Source organism: Methylovorus sp. SPW-M1 (assembly GCF_053848825.1).
On the sequence record NZ_CM132626.1, the window covers coordinates 2183592 to 2203276 of the forward strand.

21 protein-coding genes are annotated in these 19685 nt (G+C 57.6%); 8 read left to right on the forward strand and 13 right to left on the reverse strand.

Annotated elements, in window-relative coordinates; translation table 11 throughout:
- Positions 1-28: 28 nt before the first annotated feature.
- From flgE to flgL, 8 genes are all read left to right on the forward strand, one after another.
- Positions 29-1240, forward strand: coding sequence for a flagellar hook protein FlgE (gene flgE, locus ACWWD9_RS10255; protein ID WP_455866965.1), 1212 nt, complete (start codon positions 29-31; stop codon positions 1238-1240).
- A gap of 38 nt (positions 1241-1278) precedes the next feature.
- Positions 1279-2019 carry a flagellar basal-body rod protein FlgF gene (flgF, locus tag ACWWD9_RS10260; protein ID WP_013441607.1) on the forward strand — a complete coding sequence of 247 codons (741 nt, stop codon included), beginning with the start codon at positions 1279-1281 and terminating at the stop codon, positions 2017-2019.
- Between the two features lie 69 nt (positions 2020-2088).
- Positions 2089-2871 carry a flagellar basal-body rod protein FlgG gene (gene flgG / locus ACWWD9_RS10265; RefSeq protein ID WP_013441606.1) on the forward strand — a complete coding sequence of 261 codons (783 nt, stop codon included), beginning with the start codon at positions 2089-2091 and terminating at the stop codon, positions 2869-2871.
- Positions 2872-2896: 25 nt separating this feature from the next.
- Entirely contained in the window at positions 2897-3583 is a 687-nt protein-coding gene (locus ACWWD9_RS10270; RefSeq protein ID WP_049821925.1) for a flagellar basal body L-ring protein FlgH, read from the forward strand.
- 10 nt (positions 3584-3593) lie between these two features.
- Complete coding sequence (locus ACWWD9_RS10275; protein WP_013441604.1) at positions 3594-4718, forward strand: flagellar basal body P-ring protein FlgI; 1125 nt, start codon at positions 3594-3596, stop codon at positions 4716-4718.
- Between the two features lie 10 nt (positions 4719-4728).
- Positions 4729-5640 carry a flagellar assembly peptidoglycan hydrolase FlgJ gene (flgJ, locus tag ACWWD9_RS10280; RefSeq protein WP_455866966.1) on the forward strand — a complete coding sequence of 304 codons (912 nt, stop codon included), beginning with the start codon at positions 4729-4731 and terminating at the stop codon, positions 5638-5640.
- 64 nt (positions 5641-5704) lie between these two features.
- Entirely contained in the window at positions 5705-7648 is a 1944-nt protein-coding gene (gene flgK, locus ACWWD9_RS10285; RefSeq protein WP_455866967.1) for a flagellar hook-associated protein FlgK, read from the forward strand.
- A gap of 11 nt (positions 7649-7659) precedes the next feature.
- On the forward strand, positions 7660-8565 hold the full coding sequence (gene flgL / locus ACWWD9_RS10290) for a flagellar hook-associated protein FlgL (protein WP_013441601.1): 906 nt from the start codon (positions 7660-7662) through the stop codon (positions 8563-8565).
- A 57-nt stretch (positions 8566-8622) separates the two neighbouring features.
- Here the strand turns inward: flgL and fliR are convergent, their stop codons facing one another.
- From fliR to fliF, 13 genes are all read right to left on the reverse strand, one after another.
- Positions 8623-9393, reverse strand: a complete 771-nt coding sequence (gene fliR, locus ACWWD9_RS10295) for a flagellar biosynthetic protein FliR (RefSeq protein ID WP_013441600.1) — start codon at positions 9391-9393, stop codon at positions 8623-8625.
- Between the two features lie 9 nt (positions 9394-9402).
- Positions 9403-9672: a flagellar biosynthesis protein FliQ gene (fliQ, locus tag ACWWD9_RS10300; RefSeq protein ID WP_013441599.1), complete on the reverse strand. Its 270-nt coding sequence runs from the start codon at positions 9670-9672 to the stop codon at positions 9403-9405.
- 47 nt (positions 9673-9719) lie between these two features.
- Positions 9720-10496 carry a flagellar type III secretion system pore protein FliP gene (gene fliP / locus ACWWD9_RS10305; protein WP_455866968.1) on the reverse strand — a complete coding sequence of 259 codons (777 nt, stop codon included), beginning with the start codon at positions 10494-10496 and terminating at the stop codon, positions 9720-9722.
- Complete coding sequence (gene fliO, locus ACWWD9_RS10310) at positions 10483-10896, reverse strand: flagellar biosynthetic protein FliO (RefSeq protein WP_455866969.1); 414 nt, start codon at positions 10894-10896, stop codon at positions 10483-10485. The genes fliP and fliO overlap by 14 nt, the downstream gene beginning before the upstream one ends.
- A 7-nt stretch (positions 10897-10903) precedes the next feature.
- Complete coding sequence (fliN, locus tag ACWWD9_RS10315) at positions 10904-11341, reverse strand: flagellar motor switch protein FliN (RefSeq protein WP_455866970.1); 438 nt, start codon at positions 11339-11341, stop codon at positions 10904-10906.
- On the reverse strand, positions 11331-12335 hold the full coding sequence (fliM, locus tag ACWWD9_RS10320; RefSeq protein WP_013441595.1) for a flagellar motor switch protein FliM: 1005 nt from the start codon (positions 12333-12335) through the stop codon (positions 11331-11333). The genes fliN and fliM overlap by 11 nt, the downstream gene beginning before the upstream one ends.
- Positions 12336-12341: 6 nt before the next feature.
- Positions 12342-12851: a flagellar basal body-associated protein FliL gene (fliL, locus tag ACWWD9_RS10325; protein ID WP_455866971.1), complete on the reverse strand. Its 510-nt coding sequence runs from the start codon at positions 12849-12851 to the stop codon at positions 12342-12344.
- Between the two features lie 240 nt (positions 12852-13091).
- A complete protein-coding gene (locus ACWWD9_RS10330; RefSeq protein ID WP_455866972.1) occupies positions 13092-14336 on the reverse strand; it encodes a flagellar hook-length control protein FliK in 1245 nt (414 codons plus the stop codon).
- Positions 14337-14361: 25 nt separating this feature from the next.
- On the reverse strand, positions 14362-14811 hold the full coding sequence (gene fliJ / locus ACWWD9_RS10335) for a flagellar export protein FliJ (protein ID WP_013441592.1): 450 nt from the start codon (positions 14809-14811) through the stop codon (positions 14362-14364).
- A gap of 21 nt (positions 14812-14832) precedes the next feature.
- Positions 14833-16239 carry a flagellar protein export ATPase FliI gene (gene fliI / locus ACWWD9_RS10340; protein ID WP_013441591.1) on the reverse strand — a complete coding sequence of 469 codons (1407 nt, stop codon included), beginning with the start codon at positions 16237-16239 and terminating at the stop codon, positions 14833-14835.
- Complete coding sequence (locus ACWWD9_RS10345; protein WP_455866973.1) at positions 16239-16892, reverse strand: FliH/SctL family protein; 654 nt, start codon at positions 16890-16892, stop codon at positions 16239-16241. The genes fliI and ACWWD9_RS10345 overlap by 1 nt, the downstream gene beginning before the upstream one ends.
- Positions 16885-17880, reverse strand: coding sequence for a flagellar motor switch protein FliG (gene fliG / locus ACWWD9_RS10350; RefSeq protein WP_013441589.1), 996 nt, complete (start codon positions 17878-17880; stop codon positions 16885-16887). Before fliG ends, ACWWD9_RS10345 begins: the two co-directional genes overlap by 8 nt.
- On the reverse strand, positions 17877-19607 hold the full coding sequence (gene fliF / locus ACWWD9_RS10355; RefSeq protein WP_041362562.1) for a flagellar basal-body MS-ring/collar protein FliF: 1731 nt from the start codon (positions 19605-19607) through the stop codon (positions 17877-17879). The genes fliG and fliF overlap by 4 nt, the downstream gene beginning before the upstream one ends.
- Positions 19608-19685: the final 78 nt, after the last annotated feature.

Sequence of the window (19685 nt, forward strand, 5' to 3'; positions counted from 1 at the left end):
ACGTCCTCACGCTAACAAGGAGATCAACATGAGTTTTCAACAAGGGTTAAGCGGCCTCAATGCCGCATCCAAGAGTCTGGACGTCATTGGTAATAACGTCGCCAACGCCAACACGGTCGGCTTCAAGCAATCGCGCGCCGAGTTTGCCGATGTGTATGCCAACGCACTGAACGGTTCTGGCAGCGGCTCCGCCGGTATCGGCGTGAAAGTCGCCGACATCCAGCGCCAGTTCACCCAGGGCAACATCACCAACACCGAAAACCCGCTGGACATCGCTATCAATGGCAACGGCTTCTTCCGCCTCAGCAACAGCGGCGCCATTACCTACAGCCGCAACGGTCAGTTTCAGCTCGATAAATCCGGCTACATCGTGACCTCCAGCGGCGAACGCCTGACCGGCTATGTGGCAGACAGCAATGGCGCCCTGCAGACCGGTGCGTTGACTGACATTCAGATCAATTCCGCCGATCTGGCTCCTAAGGCATCCACAAAGGTCAATGATGTTTTTAACCTTGACTCGCGAAGTGCAGTCATCACGGCTACGTTTAATGCGAATGACCCGACCACCTACACTCAGGTCGTACCTATTTCGATTTACGACACGCAAGGTAACCCACATACATTGCAAAGCTACCTGACAAAAACGGCAGCAAACACCTGGACGGTAAGAACCACCATAGACGGTGGAACGACCCCTATACAAACCAGCAATCTGACGTTTGATACCAACGGCCTGTTGACAGGCACTACTACACAGACAGTGAATCTGACGACCGCAAACTCAACCGTCTCGGCTGCTCAGTCCATCACCATTGATTTCGCCACCTCCACCCAGTTCGGCTCCGACTACAGCCTGAACAGCCAGGTGCAGGATGGCTATGCCTCCGGCCGCCTCTCCAGTTTCAGCACCGCGGCTGACGGCACCATCATCGGCCGTTACACCAACGGTCAGGCCAAGGCCCTGGCCCAGGTAGTGCTGGCCAAGTTTGCCAACCCTAACGGCCTGTCTGCGCTGGGTAACAATCAGTTTGCCGAAACCGCCGACGCTGGCGTGCCGGTCATTGGCAAGGCAGGTACCGGCGGTCTGGGCGTGATGCAATCATCGGCCACCGAGGATTCCAACGTGGATCTGACGGCGGAACTGGTGAACATGATTACTGCACAGCGCTACTACCAGGCCAACGCGCAAACCATCAAGACGCAGGATCAGGTCTTGCAGACCCTGGTCAACCTGCGTTAAGCATTGAGCCCGGGCTGAAGCCGTAAAGGAGAGACCATATGGACCGCATGATTTACACCGCGATGTCAGGCGCCAAGCATATTCTGGAGCAGCAAGCGACCACGGCGCACAATCTGGCCAATGCCACCTCTACCGGCTTCAAGGCCCAGGTGGATTCGTTCCGCGCTGTGCCTATCGTCAGCGAAGGCCTGCCAACCCGGGCTTTCGTCATTGACACCACCGTGGCTACCGATTTCACGCCCGGCACCATTATCGGCACCTCGCGCGATCTGGATATCGCCATTCAGGGCCGGGGCTGGATTGCGGTGCAACGGCTGGATGGCAGCGAGGCTTACACCCGCAATGGCTCGCTCAAGGTCAATGAAAACGGCATTTTGCAGACGGCAGACGGCCTGACCGTGCTGGGCGATGGTGGCCCCATCACCATCCCGCCCGATGAAAGAATCGCCATCGGCAAGGATGGCACGGTATCCACCGTGTCGCGCGTGACCGTACCCAGCCCGACCAATATCGTCGGCCGCATCAAGCTGGTGAATCCGGACGAAAGCACGCTGGTGCGTGGCACGGATGGCTTGTTCAGCACACAGAACGGCCAGCCAGCACAGGCTGATGCCAATATCCAGGTCGCCAGCGGCGCGCTGGAAGGCAGCAATGTCAATGTGGTGGATGCCATGGTCAACATGATCAGCCTGGCCCGCCAGTTCGAAACGCAGATGAAACTGCTGGAGAACGCCGAGAATAACGCCAATAAAGCCAGTCAACTCTTCAGTTTGGGTTGATCAGGCTTACGTTAATATGCAGTCATACCAACGCCCGTTTATGCATCTCGGGCACGAGAGGACATCATCATGATACGCTCACTGTGGATTTCAAAGACCGGCCTGGATGCGCAGCAAACGCAAATGGACGTGATCGCCAATAACCTGGCCAACGTCAGCACCAATGGCTTCAAGCGCTCACGCGCCGTATTCGAGGATCTGCTCTACCAGAACATCCGCCAGCCCGGCGCGCAGTCTTCTCAGCAAACCCAATTGCCTTCCGGCATGCAGCTGGGCACCGGTGTCAAACCCGTGGCCACTGAGCGCATTTTCAGCCAGGGCAACCTGCAGCAAACGGAAAACGCCAAGGATCTCGCCATCAATGGCGAAGGCTTCTTTCAGGTGCTGCTGCCCGATGGTTCCACCGCCTATACGCGCGATGGTTCATTCCAGGTCGATAACCAGGGCCAGATGGTAACCGCCAGCGGTTACACCATCCAGCCTGCCATCACCATTCCGGCCAATGCGCAGAGCATCACGGTCGGTCGCGATGGCACGGTGTCCGTCACCCTGCCCAACTCGGTAGCGACCACCCAGATTGGCACCATCCAGCTGGCCACGTTTATCAATCCGGCCGGTCTGCAATCCAAGGGCGAAAACCTGTATGTCGAAACCTCGGCTTCGGGCACCGCCAGCACCAATACCCCAGGCGCCAACGGCGCGGGTGTATTGAATCAGGGTTACGTGGAAACTTCCAACGTGAACGTCGTTGAGGAACTGGTCAGCATGATCCAGACTCAGCGCGCCTATGAAATCAACAGCAAGGCCATCACCACTTCTGACCAGATGCTGCAAAGGCTGTCGCAGCTATAGTCATGGCAAGGCCGGGAGTATGAACATGCTTAAGATCATTCGTCATATTGCAACGCAACTGAAGCCCGCCGTACTGGGGCTGCTGGCGGCTGGCGCGCTGACCTTGAGCGCCTGCACACCCACCTCGATCACGCAAGGGCCGCTGACCACCAAGCCTTACCCGGCCTCGGCACGTCCGCCCACCAACGGCGCCATATACAACGTCGCCGCTTATCGCCCGCTGTTTGAAGACCGTCGCGCGCGCCTGATCGGCGACACGCTGATGATCAACATTACCGAGAACACCTCGGCCACCAAAGCCAACGGCAGCTCCGCCAGCAAAAAAGGCAGCGTAGACTCTTCGGTCACCGCCTCGTTTGGCAGCCCATTGCCGCGTGCCGCGTTTAACAGCGCATCAGACCTGTCGTACACCGATGCTGCTGCCGCCAATGCCAGCAACGTCTTTACTGGCTCGATTGCGGTCACGGTACTTGACGTGTTGCCTAACGGCTACCTGGTCGTGGGTGGTGAAAAACAGGTGGCGCTGGATAAAGGCACCGAGTTTGTACGCCTGTCCGGCGTCGTGAACCCCGACACCATCACGGCCGCCAACACCGTGCCATCGACCCGCGTGGCTGACGCCCGTATCGAATATCGCACCAACAGCCGTGTGGATGCCGCCCTGGTGACGTCCATCCTGTCGCGATTTTTCCTGAGCTTCATCCCGCTGTGAGAATGCCATCATGACCACGCTTCTGCCTAAACGCCGCCTGAATATTCTGCTGATTGCCCTGCTGGCCGCCGGCCTGGGCATGAGCCTGCCGGTGGAAGCGGAGCGCCTGAAAGACCTGGCGACCATACAGGGCGTGCGCTCCAACCAATTGATCGGCTACAGCCTGGTCGTGGGTCTGGATGGCACCGGTGACCAGACCACACAGACGCCATTTACCGTACAAAGCTTGATCAGCATGCTGCAAGGCATGGGCGTGACCCTGCCACAGGGCACCAACCTGCAACTGAAAAACGTCGCTGCCGTGATGGTCACCGCTACCCTGCCGCCATTTGCCCAGCCAGGCCAGGCACTGGACGTAACGGTATCTTCCATGGGTAACGCCAAGAGCCTGCGCGGCGGCACGCTGTTGATGACACCGCTGAAAGGTGCTGATAACCAAGTCTACGCCATGGCCCAGGGCAACCTGGTGGTAGGCGGCGTCGGTGCTTCGGCCAATGGCAGCCAGACCCAGATCAATCACCTGGGCGTAGGCCGTATCTCGGCCGGTGCCACGGTGGAACGTGCAGTTCCGGTGGCGCTGAATCAGGGCACCGGCATTAACCTGGAATTGAAAGATTCGGATTTTTCCACCGCCAGCAAGGTGGTCGATGCCATCAACCAGCGCTTTGGCACGGGCACGGCCGCCGCGCAGGATGGCCGCGTCATCCGCGTCAATGCCCCCGCAGACAGCAGCCGCGTCAGCTTTCTGGCCGCGCTGGAGTCGATTAACGTCAACCCGGCCGAATCGTCGGCCAAGGTAATTCTGAATGCGCGCACCGGCTCGGTGGTCATGAACCGCTCGGTATCGCTGGAAGACTGCGCGGTATCGCACGGCAATCTTTCCGTCGTGATCAACACCGCACCGGTGATCAGCCAGCCTGGCGCGCTTTCCGGCGGACAAACCGTCAGCACCGCCCGCTCGGAAATCTCCATCGAAAAAGAACCTGGCAAGGTCCTGAAGCTGGATGGCGGCGCATCGCTATCCGATGTGATCAAGGCCCTGAATGCCATCGGCGCCACCCCCCAGGACCTGCTCGCCATTCTGCAGGCCATGAAGTCTGCTGGCGCCCTGCGCGCAGAACTTGAAGTGATCTAGACCACACACCATGGTCAACGCTCCTTCAGACAGCACCGGCAAACTGGCATTTGATGCCAATAGCCTGAATCAGCTGAAGCTGGCCGGCAAGAATGATTCGCCTGAAGCGATCAAGGCCGTCGCCAAGCAGTTTGAAGCCGTATTCGTCAACATGATGCTGAAAAGCATGCGCGATGCCACGCCCCAGGAGGGCATGTTTGACAATGAACAAAGCCGCACTTTCACTGCCATGCTGGATCAGCAGTTGAGTCAGAATATTGCATCCAAGGGCATAGGCCTGGCCGATGTACTGGCAAGACAGCTGAGCAAAACTGGTGTTACCCCCGGCGCCAACCCCGATCAGGATGACGGTGTGAGCGCGGCTTTGCCCTATAGCAGCCCCTTTGTGCCCCGCACGGCGCTGCAGATGTATGCAGACCCATCGCAGGACGCCAGCAAGGGTGCAGGCTCAACCAAGTCCGATGGCAACGCTGACAGCTTCCAGGCCACCATGGCGCCGTATGCCGAGGAAGCCAGCCGTACAACGGGCATCCCGGCCAACTTCATGCTGGGTCAGGCCGCGCTGGAGAGCGGCTGGGGCAAACGCGAAATCAAGGGTGTCAACGGCGAGAACAGCTATAACCTGTTTGGCATCAAGGCCACCGCCGGCTGGACTGGCAAGACAGTGGATACCGTCACCACGGAATACGTGAATGGCGTCAAGCAGAAGCGCGTGGAAACCTTCCGCGCCTATGACTCGTATGCAGACTCCTTCAAGGATTTTGCCAACATGATCAGCAAGAATCCGCGCTATGGCAACGCCATGTCCAACCTCAATGACGTCAATGCCTACGCGCAAGGACTGCAAAACGGGGGGTACGCTACAGATCCTGACTACGCCAGCAAACTGATCAGTGTGATCAAGAAGGTCACTACCGCCTGATGCCCACGATTAAAGTTCCTGCGGCTTCTGCCGTCAATAATCCATAGTCTAGGAAAAAAGAACCATGGGAAGCGATATCTTAAATATAGGTAAAAGTGCGCTGAACGCAGCCCAGATCGGGATTAGCGTGACGGGCAACAATATCTCCAACGCTTCCAGTGCGGGTTACAACCGGCAAGTGATTTCGCAATCAGCAGCCGCTTCGCAGAATGTAGGCTTTGGCTATCTGGGCAAAGGTACCCAGGTAACCAGCATCGAACGGGTATACAGTGCCCTGCTGGCCAAGCAGGTGAATGTCAGCCAGGCCCGCAGCAGTGAGCTCTCCACCTACAGTTCGCAGATCAACAGTATCAACAACATGCTGGCCGATTCTTCGGCAGGCTTGTCGCCTGCCCTGCAGGATTTCTTCGACAGCGTGCAGGATCTGACCAACAACCCGGGCTCGGCTTCCAGCCGCCAGGCCATGCTGTCTTCATCCGAAGCGCTTGCCAGCCGCTTTCAGAGCCTCAGCAGCCGCCTCACCGAGATGGAAAATTCGGTCAACTCGCAACTGAGAAGCAGCACCTCACTGGTCAACTCATACGCCCAGCAGATCGCCTCCCTGAATGACTCGATCAACAATGCGATGGGAGCCACGGGCAAAACACCCAATGACCTGATGGACCAGCGTGATCTGCTGGTCAGCAAGATGAGCAGTCAGATCAAGACCACCATCGTGCAATCGGGCAACAGCTATAACGTATTTGTCGGCAATGGTTTGCCTCTGGTGGTGGACAAGGAAAGCTACAGCCTGTCCGTGGTCAATTCGCCCACCGACAGCACCCGACTTGAAGTAGCGTATTCCGGCAAGGGTGGCACCCCGATCATTCTGGGGGAAAACAGCGTCACCGGCGGCACGCTGGGCGGCCTGGTCCAATTCCGCAACCACTCACTGGATACCACCAAAAACCAGTTGGGCCAGATTGCCGTTTCACTGACCGAGACTTTCAACGCCCAGCAAAAACTGGGGCTGGACCTCAATGGCAATGCGGGCGTGAATTACTTCAACACCATCAGCCCGACCATTAAATCCAATGGCAACAATACCGGCAATGCCGTGTTGACCGGCAGTTTTACCGATGCCTCGGCGGTCACCACCAGCGACTATACGCTGACCTACAACGGCGGCACCAATTACTCGGTCAAACGCCTGAGCGATGGCACCACCACCAACTACACCAGCATGCCGATCACCATTGACGGGGTCAGTATCAGCGTCAGTAGCGGCACCATGAGCAGCGGGGATAACTTCCTCATTCAGCCCACAGCCGATGCCGCCAGACAGATTTCCGTATCGATCACCGGCACCGACCAGATTGCCGCAGCATCACCATTGATTGCCGCCAAAAGCAGCAGCAATACCGGTAGCGGCGCCATCAGCAACCTGACAGTGAACAGTGCCTACATGGGCAGCCCGTTCAGCAGCGCGCTGACCCTTACATACAATAGCGGTACAGGCACGCTGAATGGTTTCCCCGCGACCGAAGCCGTCACCGTCAAAACCAGTAGCGGTACCACGACGACCTATGCCGCTGGCGCTGCTGTTCCCTATACCGCGGGGGCAACCTACACCGTGGCCGGGGCCAGTTTCACCATGGGCGGCACACCGAATAACGGCGACAGCTTCACGCTGACGCCCAGCACCGGCAGCAGTTCAGGCAACAATACCAACGCCTTGCTGCTGGCAAAGCTGCAAACAGCCTCTACCGTTAGCGGCAACAAGTCGTATGAAGCTGCCTTTGCCCAAATCGTGAGCGCAGTGGGCAACAAGACCAGTGAACTGCAGGTGACAGGCGCGGCAGAAGCCACCCTGCTGGAACAGGCACAGGCTGAAATGGAATCCAACTCCGGGGTCAACCTGGACGAAGAAGCCGCCAACCTGCTTCGCTATCAACAGTCTTATCAGGCCGCTGCCAAAGTCATGCAGATTGCCAGCCAGATGTTCGACACGCTGATCAATATCCGCTAAGGAATATCGCCATGCGCATTAGCACCAATACAATTTATCAAACCGGGATCAACAAGATCAGCGCCCTGCAGAGCGAGCAGTACAAGCTGCAACAACAGGTTTCTTCCGGCAAACGTATTCTGACCCCCGCCGATGATCCTGTCGGCGCTGCCCGCGCGCTGACCATCAGCCAGGCACAGAGCATTAACAGCCAGTATGCCGATAACCGCGCCATGGCATCGTTCAATCTGAACTCAATTGAAAGCACCTTGACCAGCGTGACCGATCTCATGGTGTCGGCCAAGAGCACGCTGGTCGGTGCCGGCAATGCAGTCTTGTCCAGCGAGGAAAAAAATTACATTGCCACCCAGCTGAGTAATGATCTGCAGGAATTGATCGGCCTTGCCAATAGCAAGGACGGCAATGGCAACTACCTGTTCGGCGGTTTCAAGAACACAACCCAGCCCTATACCGCCACTACCACGGGCGCCACTTACAACGGGGATAATGGCCAGATGGACATGCAGGTCAGCGATACCCGCCGCATGTCGACCACGGAAAATGGCCCGGACGTATTTCAGGCAGAGGGCAATGACGTGTTTGCCACGCTTTCCAATATTGTGGACCTGCTCTCCAACCCCGCCACCACCTCCGCCGCGCTGAATACCGCCCTGGCCTCGGCCAATACCAGCCTGGATAAAGGCCTGGACAACGTGCTGACCGTGCGCGCCTCCACCGGCTCCAAGCTGAAGGAAATCGACGCGCTGGACAACAATGGCGACGATAGAAATCTGCAATACAAGGCAGAGCTGTCCGACATTCAGGATCTGGATTACGCCCAGGCCTTGTCCGACATTACCAAGCAAAAAACCATTCTGGAAGCAGCGCAGCAGTCTTACGTTCAGCTCTCCGGCCTCACGCTGTTCAAGTACATCTAATGTGATCTGCCTGCGAATGTGCAGGGCTTGAAGACAGGCGGCTTGAAGATAAGGTGGCTAGAAACGCAAGGCCATATTGGCCGTGCTTTCCTGTATCAATTGCAGGATAGGCTGCAAAATCCCCGGCAACACCAGCGCGACCACCACATAGCCTATGGCGATGGTCACCGGAAACCCTATCCCGAAAAGATTAAGCTGCGGCGCGGTACGTGTCAGTATGCCAAGCGCCATGTTGGTAATCAGCAAGGCCGCGATCGCCGGCAGTGAAATCAGCAGACCGGCACTGAAAATCTTGCCGCCCCAGTTCGCCATTTTCATGAAGTCCAGCCCGCCCTGCCATTCGGCACTCAGGGGAAAATTGGCAAAGCTTTCCATTACCGCCGAGATCATGAGCAAATGCCCATCCAGACTCAGGAAAATCAGCGTAGTCAGCAACACCATGAACTGGCTGATGGCATTGCTCTGCCCCTGGGTCTGCGGATCATAAAACATGGCAAAGCCCAGGCCCATGGTCATGCCTATCATCTGGCCCGCCATTTCCACCGCGGCAAACACGATACGCATGCTGAAGCCAATGGCAAACCCGATCACCATCTGCTGCGCCAGCACCAGTATGCCTTTCCAGCTGAAAATATCCAGCAACGGCGGTTGAGGAAGACTGGGCAGTAGCGCCAGTGTCATCATCAGCGCCATGCTGATTTTGACGCGGGCGGAGATGGAACGGTGACTGAGGACAGGAGCCACGGCGATCATGGCCAGAATACGGGTCATGGGCCACAACAGCAGCACGATCCAGGATTGCAGGATGTCAGTGTTGAGAGAGACCACAGCGTGGGCTTATCCCGCCAGGGAAGGAATGCTGGTGAAGATGGCGCGCATGTAGTCCAGCATGACGCTGAGCATCCACGGGCCCGCGATCACCAGCACGGCAAATACACCGACCAGTTTGGGAATGAACGACAAGGTGGTTTCGTTGATCTGCGTCGCCGCCTGAAAAATACTGACCAGCAAGCCGATGACCAGCACCACGATCAGCATGGGCGCCGATACCATCAGAGTCACTTCCATGGCCTGGCGGCCCAGGGTCATCACGCCTTCTGGGGTCATGTCCGCACCTTTCTCTGTAAAAAAATCCCGGCTAGCAAGCCGAGACCTCAGTAAAAACTCTCGGCCAGCGAGCCAAGCACCAGTTGCCAGCCATCCACCAGCACAAACAGCATGAGCTTGAATGGCAAGGCCACAATGGCAGGTGACACCATCATCATGCCCATGGACATCAGCACGCTGGCGACCACCATGTCGATGATGAGGAAGGGAATGAAGATGGCAAAGCCGATCTGGAAGGCGGTTTTCAGCTCACTGGTCATGAAGGCAGGCACCAGCACACGCAACGGCGTCTGCTCCGGGCCATCGACGGCGTCACTGCGCGAAATGCGCATAAAGAGGGCAATATCGGCCTCGCGCGTTTGCTTCAGCATAAAAGTCTTGAGCGGGGCAGCGCCCTTCTCCAGCGCTTCCTGCAGGGTGATCTTGTTCTCGGACAAAGGCTGGTAAGCCTCGACGTAGATCTTGTCCATCACCGGACTCATCACAAAAAACGTCAGGAACAGCGCCAGCCCCACCAGCACCTGGTTGGGCGGCGAAGTCGGCGTACCCAGCGCCTGGCGCAATAGCGACAAGACAATGATGATGCGGGTAAAGCCCGTCATCATCAGCAATACCGCGGGCAGGAAAGAAAGCGAGGTCAGCAGCAGCAGCGTCTGCAGGCTCAGGGTGTAATTCTGGCTGCCACCGGAGCCCGGAGCGGCATTGATCAGGGGCATGGCGGCCTCGGCATGGGCCAGCGCCGGAATAGCCAGCAGTGCCCATGGCAGATGCCGGAGCAGGGTTTTGCAATGACGATGCGCCAGGATGGAATTACTTGTTGCCATGAAATTTCTCTGCGGATCGTTGTAACCAGCCGGCAAAGGGCTGCGGGTTGGCACTGGTGATGGCCTGTTCGACCTGGCTGTCACCTGCTTCAAGATCGGCCAGTGCACGCACTTGTCCGGGGGCCACGCCCACGACAATCCAGCGTCCCGCCACTTCAACCACCACGACACGTTCACGGGTACCCACGCTGACGCCACCCACGACGCGGGCGACCGAATTCTGGGCGGTGCGTCCAGGGGCAAACCGGCGAACAAGCCAGGCCAGGCCAGCCATAATGGCAAGCACGACCAGCAAACCAAACGTCATCTTGAGGGCACTGGTGGCAGGCGTCGGTGGCGCATCAGCAGCAAACACCAGCATCGGCAACAGCAGCGCGGGAAGGACAGCCAGTTTTCTCATGCGCTGCCTATCGGTTGATTTTACGTATGCGTTCAGCCGGGGTGATGATATCGGTGAGGCGGATACCAAACTTGTCATTCACCACCACCACTTCACCCTGGGCAATCAGGCAGCCATTCACCAGAACATCCATCGGCTCACCGGCCATGCCATCCAGTTCCACCACCGAGCCCTGCGCCAGTTGCAGCAGGTTCTTGATGGCGATCTTGGTACGGCCCAGCTCGACGGTCAGCTGTACGGGAATGTCGAGAATGAAGTCGATGTCGTTCTGGGTCTCGCTCATCTTTTTGCCAGTCAGCTCGGTAAACACCGTCGCCTGGGCAGTCTTGGCTTGCAGCGGATTGTCTTCGGCCTGCTGCTGCTCGGCCATGGCGGCACCCCAGTCGTCCTCAGCAGCAGCGCCTGCTGCGGCTTGTTCAAATTCGTCTTCCGGGCTATTCGCCATGTTTCTCTCCTTTTACATACTCTGAGGCGTTGGCCCGCAGCAATTTCTCTACCCGCAGCGAATATTGCCCGTTGAACACCCCGTATTTGCATTCCATGACCGGCACATTATCGACATGCGCCTCTATCGTTTCCGAAATATTGAGGGGAATCACATCGCCCACTTTCATGTTCAGTACATCGCCCAGCTGCATTCTGGCTTTGGCCAGGTTAGCCACCAGCTCCACCTCGGCGGCCTGAATCTGTTGCGTCATCAGGCGCACCCACCGCTTGTCCACGCCCAGCACCTCGCCTTGCAGGCTGGAAGTCAGGAGATCACGCACCGGCTCGATCATGGAATACGGGAAGCAGAAATGGATTTCGCCGCCTGCCGGGCCCAGCTCAATACTGAAGGTAGTCGCCACGATCACTTCGTTGGGAGTGGCAATATTGGCAAACTGGGTATTCATTTCCGAGCGCAGGTATTCAAACTTGACCTGATATACCGGCTCCCAGGATTTTTCGTAGTTTTCGATTACGATCGCCAGCACGCGCTGGATGATGCGCTGCTCGGTCTGGGTAAAGTCGCGCCCCTCAATGCGGGTATGAAAGCGGCCATCGCCGCCAAACATATTGTCGACGATGGAAAATACCAGCGAGGGATCAAACACCATGAGCCCGGTGCCGCGCAGTGGATTCATGTGCACCAGGTTAAGATTGGTAGGCACCACCAGATTGCGCACGAACTCGCTGTATTTGGAAATGCGCACGGGGCCGACGGAGACTTCCACGCTGCGGCGCATGAAGTTGAAGAGGCCAATGCGCAACAGGCGGGCAAAACGTTCGTTAATGATCTCAAGCGTAGGCATGCGCCCACGGACGATACGTTCCTGGGTAGCCAGGTTGTATTCGCGCACGCCATGCGGGTCGTGCTCGACCGGGGTATCGTCCTGGTCAAGGCCCACGCCCTTCAGCAGGGCATCGACTTCATCCTGAGATAAAAAACTGTCCGCCATGGCTGTTTATTGCACCACGAATGAAGTGAAAAACACGCCACTGACTTCGAGTGGCTTTTCGCCCGCCGAGAATGGCTGTTTGACCTGCGCCACAATCTCGTCGCTCAAGGCTTTCTTGCCTTCAATGCTGGTAACTTCGGAAGGCTTTTTGCTGGAAAGCAGCATCAGCAGACGGTTGCGTATTTCCGGCATGTGCAGCTTCACGGCCTCGGCTTGCTCGGCATCGGCGACTTTCAATGTGAGGTCGACTTGCAGGAACTGGGATTCAGGATCAGGTTGCAGATTGACGGTGAAGGTCTCCAGGCTGACAAAGACTGGCGGTTTTGGCGCCTCTTCGTGCTTTTCTTCGACCTTGTGTTCTTCCTTGGCAGGCTTGTGCATGAAGAACCATGCTGCCGCCCCACCGCCACCGCCGAGCACCAGCAGGGCAATCACGATAATCATGACCAGCTTCTTCTTGGAACCCGCTGCAGGTGCTTCTTCTGCGGGCGCTGCCGCTTTTGGATCTTTTGCCATCTAATGCTCTTCCCTTGTAACCGCGTCTATCTGGACGCTTCTATTATGAAAAATCCAAGGATACCAAGATGCGCCGAAAAGAGGGAGAAAAATAGCCCAAATCGGGCAGAGAGAGCGCGGCAGGGAGGGGGGGATGGGCATCCGGGCCATATGAGGGCCAGAGCGGATGCCGATCTGTGTATCAGGGCAACTGAATGTGCCCGACTGAACGTGCCCGACTTAAGTGACTGAGCAATCGCCCTAGACGAAGGTATCCACCATGCCGTTGCCGCTACGCACCACGGTAGACTGTACGGCGGCGGGGGCTGCACTACCATCTTCCGCCGCATTGCCGGAAGCACGGCCACTACGGCCACCCGCTTCTGCCAGTTGCTGCTGGGATTGCGTATGCTCGCCGACATTGCTCTGCCCAAGCTGGATGCCAGAGGCATTGAGCATGTCACGCAGATTGGACATGCCATCCTGCAGCGCCTGACGCACTTCCTGATTGTTGGACATGAAGGTGGCATCGGCAATGTCATTGTGCACATGAATGACCACTTGCAGCGGCCCCATGTCAGGCGGGTTCAGGGTCAGCGTGGCAGATTGCTCGCCGCCAGCCACCATCCAGGCCACTTTCTGGCCGATGGCCTGATCCCAGCCTGCGCGGCCAGGATACGCCGTAATGGTATTGGAGCTACCGACGGCTTCGCTCGCCTGCACCGGATTCATGGGCGCAGTCGCTGCGACAGCTTGCGCCTGGGTAATGGTGGCGGTGTTATCCACCTTGGCCGCTTGCTGTTCAGCCAGTTTGGCGGTTTCGCCTGTACTGAAGCCTGGCAGCATTTTCTCCAGCCATGCACTCATATCGGCCTGGTCACTGCCAGCCTGCGCAATCTGGCTGGTATCGCTAGTGTCAGTGCGGCTTTGAGCCAGCATATTGCCCAGCTCCTGATCCAGGCGGCCACGGGGGCGGCTGTCTGTGGTATCCACCTGCGGCTTCGGGGCGGCTGCAGCATCTTCTGTGGTCAATGCAGGCTTGTCAGCAGGCGTTACCGGCACGTTGGCAGGCACGGCCAGTGCCGCAATGGCAGGATCCGTAGTCACCACGGATGCAGCATCTGTAGCGTCTTTTGTTTCTTCCGACTTCTCAGGCTTGCCCTTGAGGTCTTTTCCCTGCTTGGCAAGCAAGGCGAGGTCCTTGAACTGGTCAGCCAATTCAGGGGCGATATTGGCGCTGCTGTCTGCGGCATCTTTTTTGGCGTCAGCCGCCTTGGTATCCGTCGCTTTTTGCTCGGCCTGCGGCGATTTCACATTCGCCGTCGTGGCTTTGCCCTGCTGGCTGTCGTTCTTTTGCTGGCGCTGCTGCACCTGGTTGGACAGCACTTTCTGAAAACTATTGGTGGCCGCCGCGTTGTCCGTCGTCGTGGACTTGGGGGCATTCATGGAACCCATGCCATTGCTGGACGGGGTGCTGGAAATGATCGGTAACGGGGTATTTTGCATGATTCACTCTTTCGCAGTATGGGAGCTAGCCTCGGCCAGGCTGACGGCTGCTGCGCATGGCATGCTCATCCATCAGTTTCTGATCGCGTTTTTGCTCCTGCTGGTGCGCTTTCTTTTCCGAGCGCTCTGCCAGTACCTCATAAGATAATTTCTTTTTCTGGCATTCCTGCCAGACGATGCGTTGGGCGGAAACACGGCTGCGCGCCAGTTCCACGGATTCCTGCTGCCCCCCTACCGCCTGGTCAAGCTTGCGGATGAAGGATTGAAAATTCTGATACGACTGGGCGTCCATGCCGGTTTCGAGATCACGCGCCAGCTTGGCCATGTAGTCATTGCGGTATTCGGTCAGCATATTGAGCTTGACCTGTGCGTCTTCGAGCAGCTTGTTGAGTGCCACCAGCTTTTCGGCGGCCTGATCGGCCTCCTTGCCAGCCAGCTCGGTCAATGTCACCAGAACCAGTGATTGTGCTGTCATATCTGCCCCCTACTGATTAACTCAGCCTGCCACCACGGCGGCAAGCTCAGCAATGCTATGTTCAACATCGGAGCGCTCTGCAATATCCTGCTGCAAAAACGCCTCGATTTTTGTGTGCTTGGCAATCGCCTCATCCAGGACCGGGTCGCTGCCAGCTTCGTATGCTCCTACATTAATCAAATCCGCACTGCGTGTATACCGCGAATTGAGCTGCTTTAACCTTCTTGATAGCTTTTGATGTTCTGGCAAGGTTATGTTATGCATGGCGCGGCTGATGGATTGCTCGATATCAATCGCCGGGTAATGGCCGCTTTCTGCCAGGCTGCGGCTCAGCACAATATGCCCATCCAGAATGGCGCGCGCGGCATCGGCAATCGGATCCTGCTGGTCATCGCCTTCGGTCAGCACGGTATAAAACGCCGTAATGGAACCCTCGCCGGGCCGTCCGTTGCCCGCACGCTCCACCAGCGCAGGCAGCTTGGCAAACACCGAAGGCGGATAGCCCTTGGTGGCAGGCGGCTCGCCGATCGCCAGTGCGATCTCGCGCTGAGCCATGGCATAACGCGTCAGCGAATCCATGATCAGCAGAACATTCTTGCCCTGATTGCGGAAAAACTCGGCAATTGCCGTGGCATAGCTGGCGCCCTGCAAGCGCATCAGTGCAGGCACATCGGCCGGAGCCGCCACCACCACCGAGCGGGCCAGTCCATCCGTGCCCAGAATCTGTTCAATAAACTCTTTCACTTCGCGGCCGCGCTCGCCGATCAGCCCCACCACAATCACATCGGCCGTGGTGTAGCGCGCCATCATGCCAAGCAGCACGCTCTTGCCCACACCGGAACCGGCAAACAGGCCCATGCGCTGCCCGCGGCCTACGGTCAGCATGCTGTTGATGGCGCGTACGCCTACATCCAGCACATCGGTAATCGGGGCACGCATCAAGGGATTAAGCGGACGGGTATTCAGTGGCACGCTGTTCTGCGTGAGCAATGGGCCGAGATCATCCAGCGGACGGCCAGCACCATCAACCACGCGCCCCAGCAAACCATCGCCGACGGGCAAATGGCGGGCACGATCCGAGGTACGGCGGCGTGGCGGATTGGAATGGCTGGGTTTGGGCAAGGCATCGGACACATCCATGGCAAACACCTTGGCGCCGGGGACGATGCCCTCTACCCCGCTTTGCGGCATCAACAGCAGTTTATCGCCATCAAAGCCCACGACTTCGGCCTCTACGCGGCGGCCTTCGGCCAGTGGCACCACACAGGCGCTGCCGATGGGCAGCTTGATGCCGACGGCTTCCATTACCAGCCCGGTGAGTTTGGTGATACGGCCTGCCACTTCCAGCGGCTCAACAATCTCCAGTATCTCGCCGCAATCGCGCAGATAGCGATGCCAGCGTTGCACGTGAGGATTGGCGGCAGTCATTATTTCAGCCAGTCATTCTGCTGGGAAAGTGCATCGGCAATGCGCTTCCAGCGCACTTCATTCGTGGCGTCGATCTGGTTGGCGGCGGTTTCGACGATGCAGCCACCACGCTCGACATTGCGGTCTTCCTGGATCATCCAGTGGTGCTCGGCTATATCGTCCACCAGATAGTTTTTCAGGGTTTTCACATCCTCGGGATGCACCAGAATACGCGCGGGCCGCTGCACATAGGGCAAATAGTGGATGGCATCTTTCACCACGCTCAGCACGGCGGCCGGATCGACCTCGATCTTGGTCTTCAGCATGGCCTTGGCAAGATCCAGCGCCAGTGCCAGCAATTGCTCGCCCACGGCCTCATCCGATGCCGACATGGCTTCGGTCAGCGAGTTGAGCAACACCTGCAATTGCTCGCGCTCGGCCTGCGCCTGCTCCAGGGCTTGCGCCATGCCAGCGGCATAGCCTTCTTCCAGTCCTTTGGCGTAACCTTCCTGGCGCAGCTTGTCTATCATCTGCGCCAGCTTGGCGCTGTCAGTTTCTTTTTCCTGGGGCGATTTGGCGACCGCCACCGGCTTGGGTTTGTCCTCGGCAAACGAGGATAGCTCCCAGCGCTGATATGCGGTCTGTTTTTCCTTGGGGATGGTGGCGTTAGACATAAGCCTCATCGCCCTTGCCGCCTAAGATAATCTGGCCTTCGTCGGCCAGACGGCGAATGATCTGCAGGATCTGCTTCTGCTGGGCCTCGACTTCGGAAAGCTTGACCGGTCCCTTGGTTTCGAGGTCTTCACGCATCATTTCAGCCGCACGGCTGGACATGTTCTTGAATATCTTGTCGCGCAGCTCTTGCGTCGCACCCTTGAGTGCCACGATAAGGGTTTCGGACTGCACTTCGCGCAGCATGACCTGTATGCCCTTGTCGTCGATATCAATGACGTTATCAAAGACAAACATCTCATCCATGATCTTCTGCGCCATGTCTTCGTCGTAGCTCTTCAGGCCTTCCATGACGCTGGCTTCGTTGTCCCCGCCCAGATAGTTCATGATCTCGGCTGCCGCCTTGATACCGCCCATCTGCTGCTTCTTCAGGCTTTCGTTGCCAGTCAGGAGCTTGGTCATCACTTCATTGAGTTCACGCAGCGCGACCGGCTTTACGCCATCCAGCGTAGCAATGCGCAGCATGACGTCCTGCCGCAGACGATCGGTAAAATTGCTCAGCACTTCAGCGGATTGATCGGGCTCAAGATGGACCAGGATAGTCGCGATGATCTGGGGATGTTCGTTTTTGATGAATTCCGCCACGGTCTGCGCATCCATCCACTTCAGGCTTTCAATGCCGCTGGCGTCGCGCGTTTGCAGAATGCGGTTCAGCAGCCCGGCTGCCTTGTCATCGCCCAGTGCCTTGGTCAGCACGGAGCGGATGTACTCGTCGGAATCGAGGCCGATGGAGGTTTTCTGGTCAGCAATATCGAGAAACTCCGTCACCACGGCTTCAATCTGGTCATGCTCAACCGATTTCATGCCCGCCATGGCCGATCCGAGCTTCTGCACCTCTTTCGGGCTCAGGTACTTCATGACCTCCGCCGCCTCATCCTCCCCCAATGCGAGCATGAGGATTGCGCTTTTCATCACGCCATCTTCACTCATTCTTTACTCACCCAATTCGTTACCAAACTTGCGACCAGTTTAGGGTTTTCCTTGGCCAGCTGTTTGGCAGCTTCCAGATTTTGTTCGTAGCCTTTGGCGGCGAGCTTTCTCGGCACACCCACCATATTTTCACCCTCCGCTCCCTCAGCGGCGCCAGTCAGTGTCACCACGGCGGCATCATCGTCACCGGGCGCGGGCAAGGCTTCCTTTTCATCCGACTTTACCAGCTTTTGCATCATCGGTTTCATCAGTTTACGATAAAGCAGGAAGATTACCAGCAGGCCTGCGGCCATCTTCAGCCACTCTTTGGCCATCTCGATGTTTTCTGGCTGCTTCCACAATGGCAGATCAGGGATGGCTTCGATCTGATCACCGGCAAACGAGCTGTTGACCACGGTCAGCGAATCGCCACGTTCCTGGTTGAAACCCATGGCCTGCTTGGCAAGATCGCTGATCTCGGTTTTCTCGGCATCGGTCAGTGGACGGTTGGTCACCTTGCCATTCTTGTCCACCACCTGCTTGTGATTCACCACCACGGCCACGGTCAGACGTTTGACGCCACCCATGGGTTGCTGCACATAGCGGATGGTCTTATCCAGCTCGTAATTGGTGGTGACGTTCTTTTGCGTGTTAACCGGTACGGCAGGCGTGGCATTGGCTGCGTTGGCGGCCGCTGCATTCGCAGGCGTGCCTGCGCCGGGCGCACCGGCATTGGCTGGAACAGCGGTATTCAGCGGTGCCGTGGCAGGTGCCGGTGGCTGATTGGACAGCGCACCTGGGACACCACCCACGCCAGCAGGCGAGGTGCTTTGTGATTCATTGGATTGCTGGCTGCGCACCGACATGGCATCTGGTGCCTGATTGGGGCGATAGGTTTCAGCAGCCTGCTCCTGGGTAGAGAAATCCACCTCGGCACTGGCTTCGGCATGCACGTTCTTGGCACCGACCATAGGCGCGATGATGGACTCAACGCGGCGCACGATATTTTGCTGCAACTCGTCTATATATTTAAGTTGCGTTGGGTCCAGATTATTGCGGCCAGCTTTTTTGTCGGTATCGGACAACAGATTGCCGTTCTGGTCGACCACGGTCACATTGGCAATCGGCAGCTCAGGCACGCTGCTCGCCACCAGATGCACGATGGCGCTCACCTGCTGCTGATCCAGCATGCGGCCTGGGCGCAGATTGAGCAGCACACTGGCAGTGGGCTTTTGCTGATCACGCACAAAGACGGAAGGCTTGGGAATCGCCAGGTGAATACGGGCCACTTCAACGGCGGAGATGGTCTGGATGCTGCGCTCAAGCTCGCCTTCGAGGCCGCGCTGGAAATTCACCTGTTCGACAAACTGGGAAACCCCGAATTTCTGGTTTTCAAGCAGCTCAAAGCCGATATTGCCGCCCTTGGGCAAGCCCTGGGCAGCGAGCTTCAGCCGCACCTGATGTACTTGCGATGCTGGCACCAGAATGGCGGTGCCGCTTTCAGAAAACTTGTAGGGAATGTTCATCTGCTCAAGCGAGGCGACAATGGCGCCGCCATCCTTGTCAGCATAATTGGAAAACAACACACGGTATTCGGGTTGCTGGCTCCACAGCCAGAACACCACCATGACAGCGACCACGGCGGCCACGCCCAGTGCGAGCAAAACCTTGTTGGTCAATACAGCCGTGTTCTGCCCAAATATGCCAGTGGGGGCAGCTTCAACAACGGCGTCAGGTGCTGCAGCCATATCCATCTCCAATTCAAAACGCGCTCAAGTGACCGGTTTAATGTTGGGCCCTTGAGCTGGGATTACCGATTGCAGGTC

Bases quoted from the DNA above. Each gene is read 5' to 3' on its own strand.
- flgE (WP_455866965.1), top strand. From the start codon at position 29: ATGAGTTTTCAACAAGGGTTAAGCGGCCTCAATGCCGCATCCAAGAGT.
- flgF (WP_013441607.1), top strand. From the start codon at position 1,279: ATGGACCGCATGATTTACACCGCGATGTCAGGCGCCAAGCATATTCTG.
- flgG (WP_013441606.1), top strand. From the start codon at position 2,089: ATGATACGCTCACTGTGGATTTCAAAGACCGGCCTGGATGCGCAGCAA.
- ACWWD9_RS10270 (WP_049821925.1), top strand. From the start codon at position 2,897: ATGCTTAAGATCATTCGTCATATTGCAACGCAACTGAAGCCCGCCGTA.
- ACWWD9_RS10275 (WP_013441604.1), top strand. From the start codon at position 3,594: ATGACCACGCTTCTGCCTAAACGCCGCCTGAATATTCTGCTGATTGCC.
- flgJ (WP_455866966.1), top strand. From the start codon at position 4,729: ATGGTCAACGCTCCTTCAGACAGCACCGGCAAACTGGCATTTGATGCC.
- flgK (WP_455866967.1), top strand. From the start codon at position 5,705: ATGGGAAGCGATATCTTAAATATAGGTAAAAGTGCGCTGAACGCAGCC.
- flgL (WP_013441601.1), top strand. From the start codon at position 7,660: ATGCGCATTAGCACCAATACAATTTATCAAACCGGGATCAACAAGATC.
- fliQ (WP_013441599.1), bottom strand. From the start codon at position 9,672: ATGACCCCAGAAGGCGTGATGACCCTGGGCCGCCAGGCCATGGAAGTG.
- fliP (WP_455866968.1), bottom strand. From the start codon at position 10,496: ATGGCAACAAGTAATTCCATCCTGGCGCATCGTCATTGCAAAACCCTG.
- fliO (WP_455866969.1), bottom strand. From the start codon at position 10,896: ATGAGAAAACTGGCTGTCCTTCCCGCGCTGCTGTTGCCGATGCTGGTG.
- fliN (WP_455866970.1), bottom strand. From the start codon at position 11,341: ATGGCGAATAGCCCGGAAGACGAATTTGAACAAGCCGCAGCAGGCGCT.
- fliM (WP_013441595.1), bottom strand. From the start codon at position 12,335: ATGGCGGACAGTTTTTTATCTCAGGATGAAGTCGATGCCCTGCTGAAG.
- fliL (WP_455866971.1), bottom strand. From the start codon at position 12,851: ATGGCAAAAGATCCAAAAGCGGCAGCGCCCGCAGAAGAAGCACCTGCA.
- ACWWD9_RS10330 (WP_455866972.1), bottom strand. From the start codon at position 14,336: ATGCAAAATACCCCGTTACCGATCATTTCCAGCACCCCGTCCAGCAAT.
- fliJ (WP_013441592.1), bottom strand. From the start codon at position 14,811: ATGACAGCACAATCACTGGTTCTGGTGACATTGACCGAGCTGGCTGGC.
- fliI (WP_013441591.1), bottom strand. From the start codon at position 16,239: ATGACTGCCGCCAATCCTCACGTGCAACGCTGGCATCGCTATCTGCGC.
- ACWWD9_RS10345 (WP_455866973.1), bottom strand. From the start codon at position 16,892: ATGTCTAACGCCACCATCCCCAAGGAAAAACAGACCGCATATCAGCGC.
- fliG (WP_013441589.1), bottom strand. From the start codon at position 17,880: ATGAGTGAAGATGGCGTGATGAAAAGCGCAATCCTCATGCTCGCATTG.
- fliF (WP_041362562.1), bottom strand. From the start codon at position 19,607: ATGGCTGCAGCACCTGACGCCGTTGTTGAAGCTGCCCCCACTGGCATA.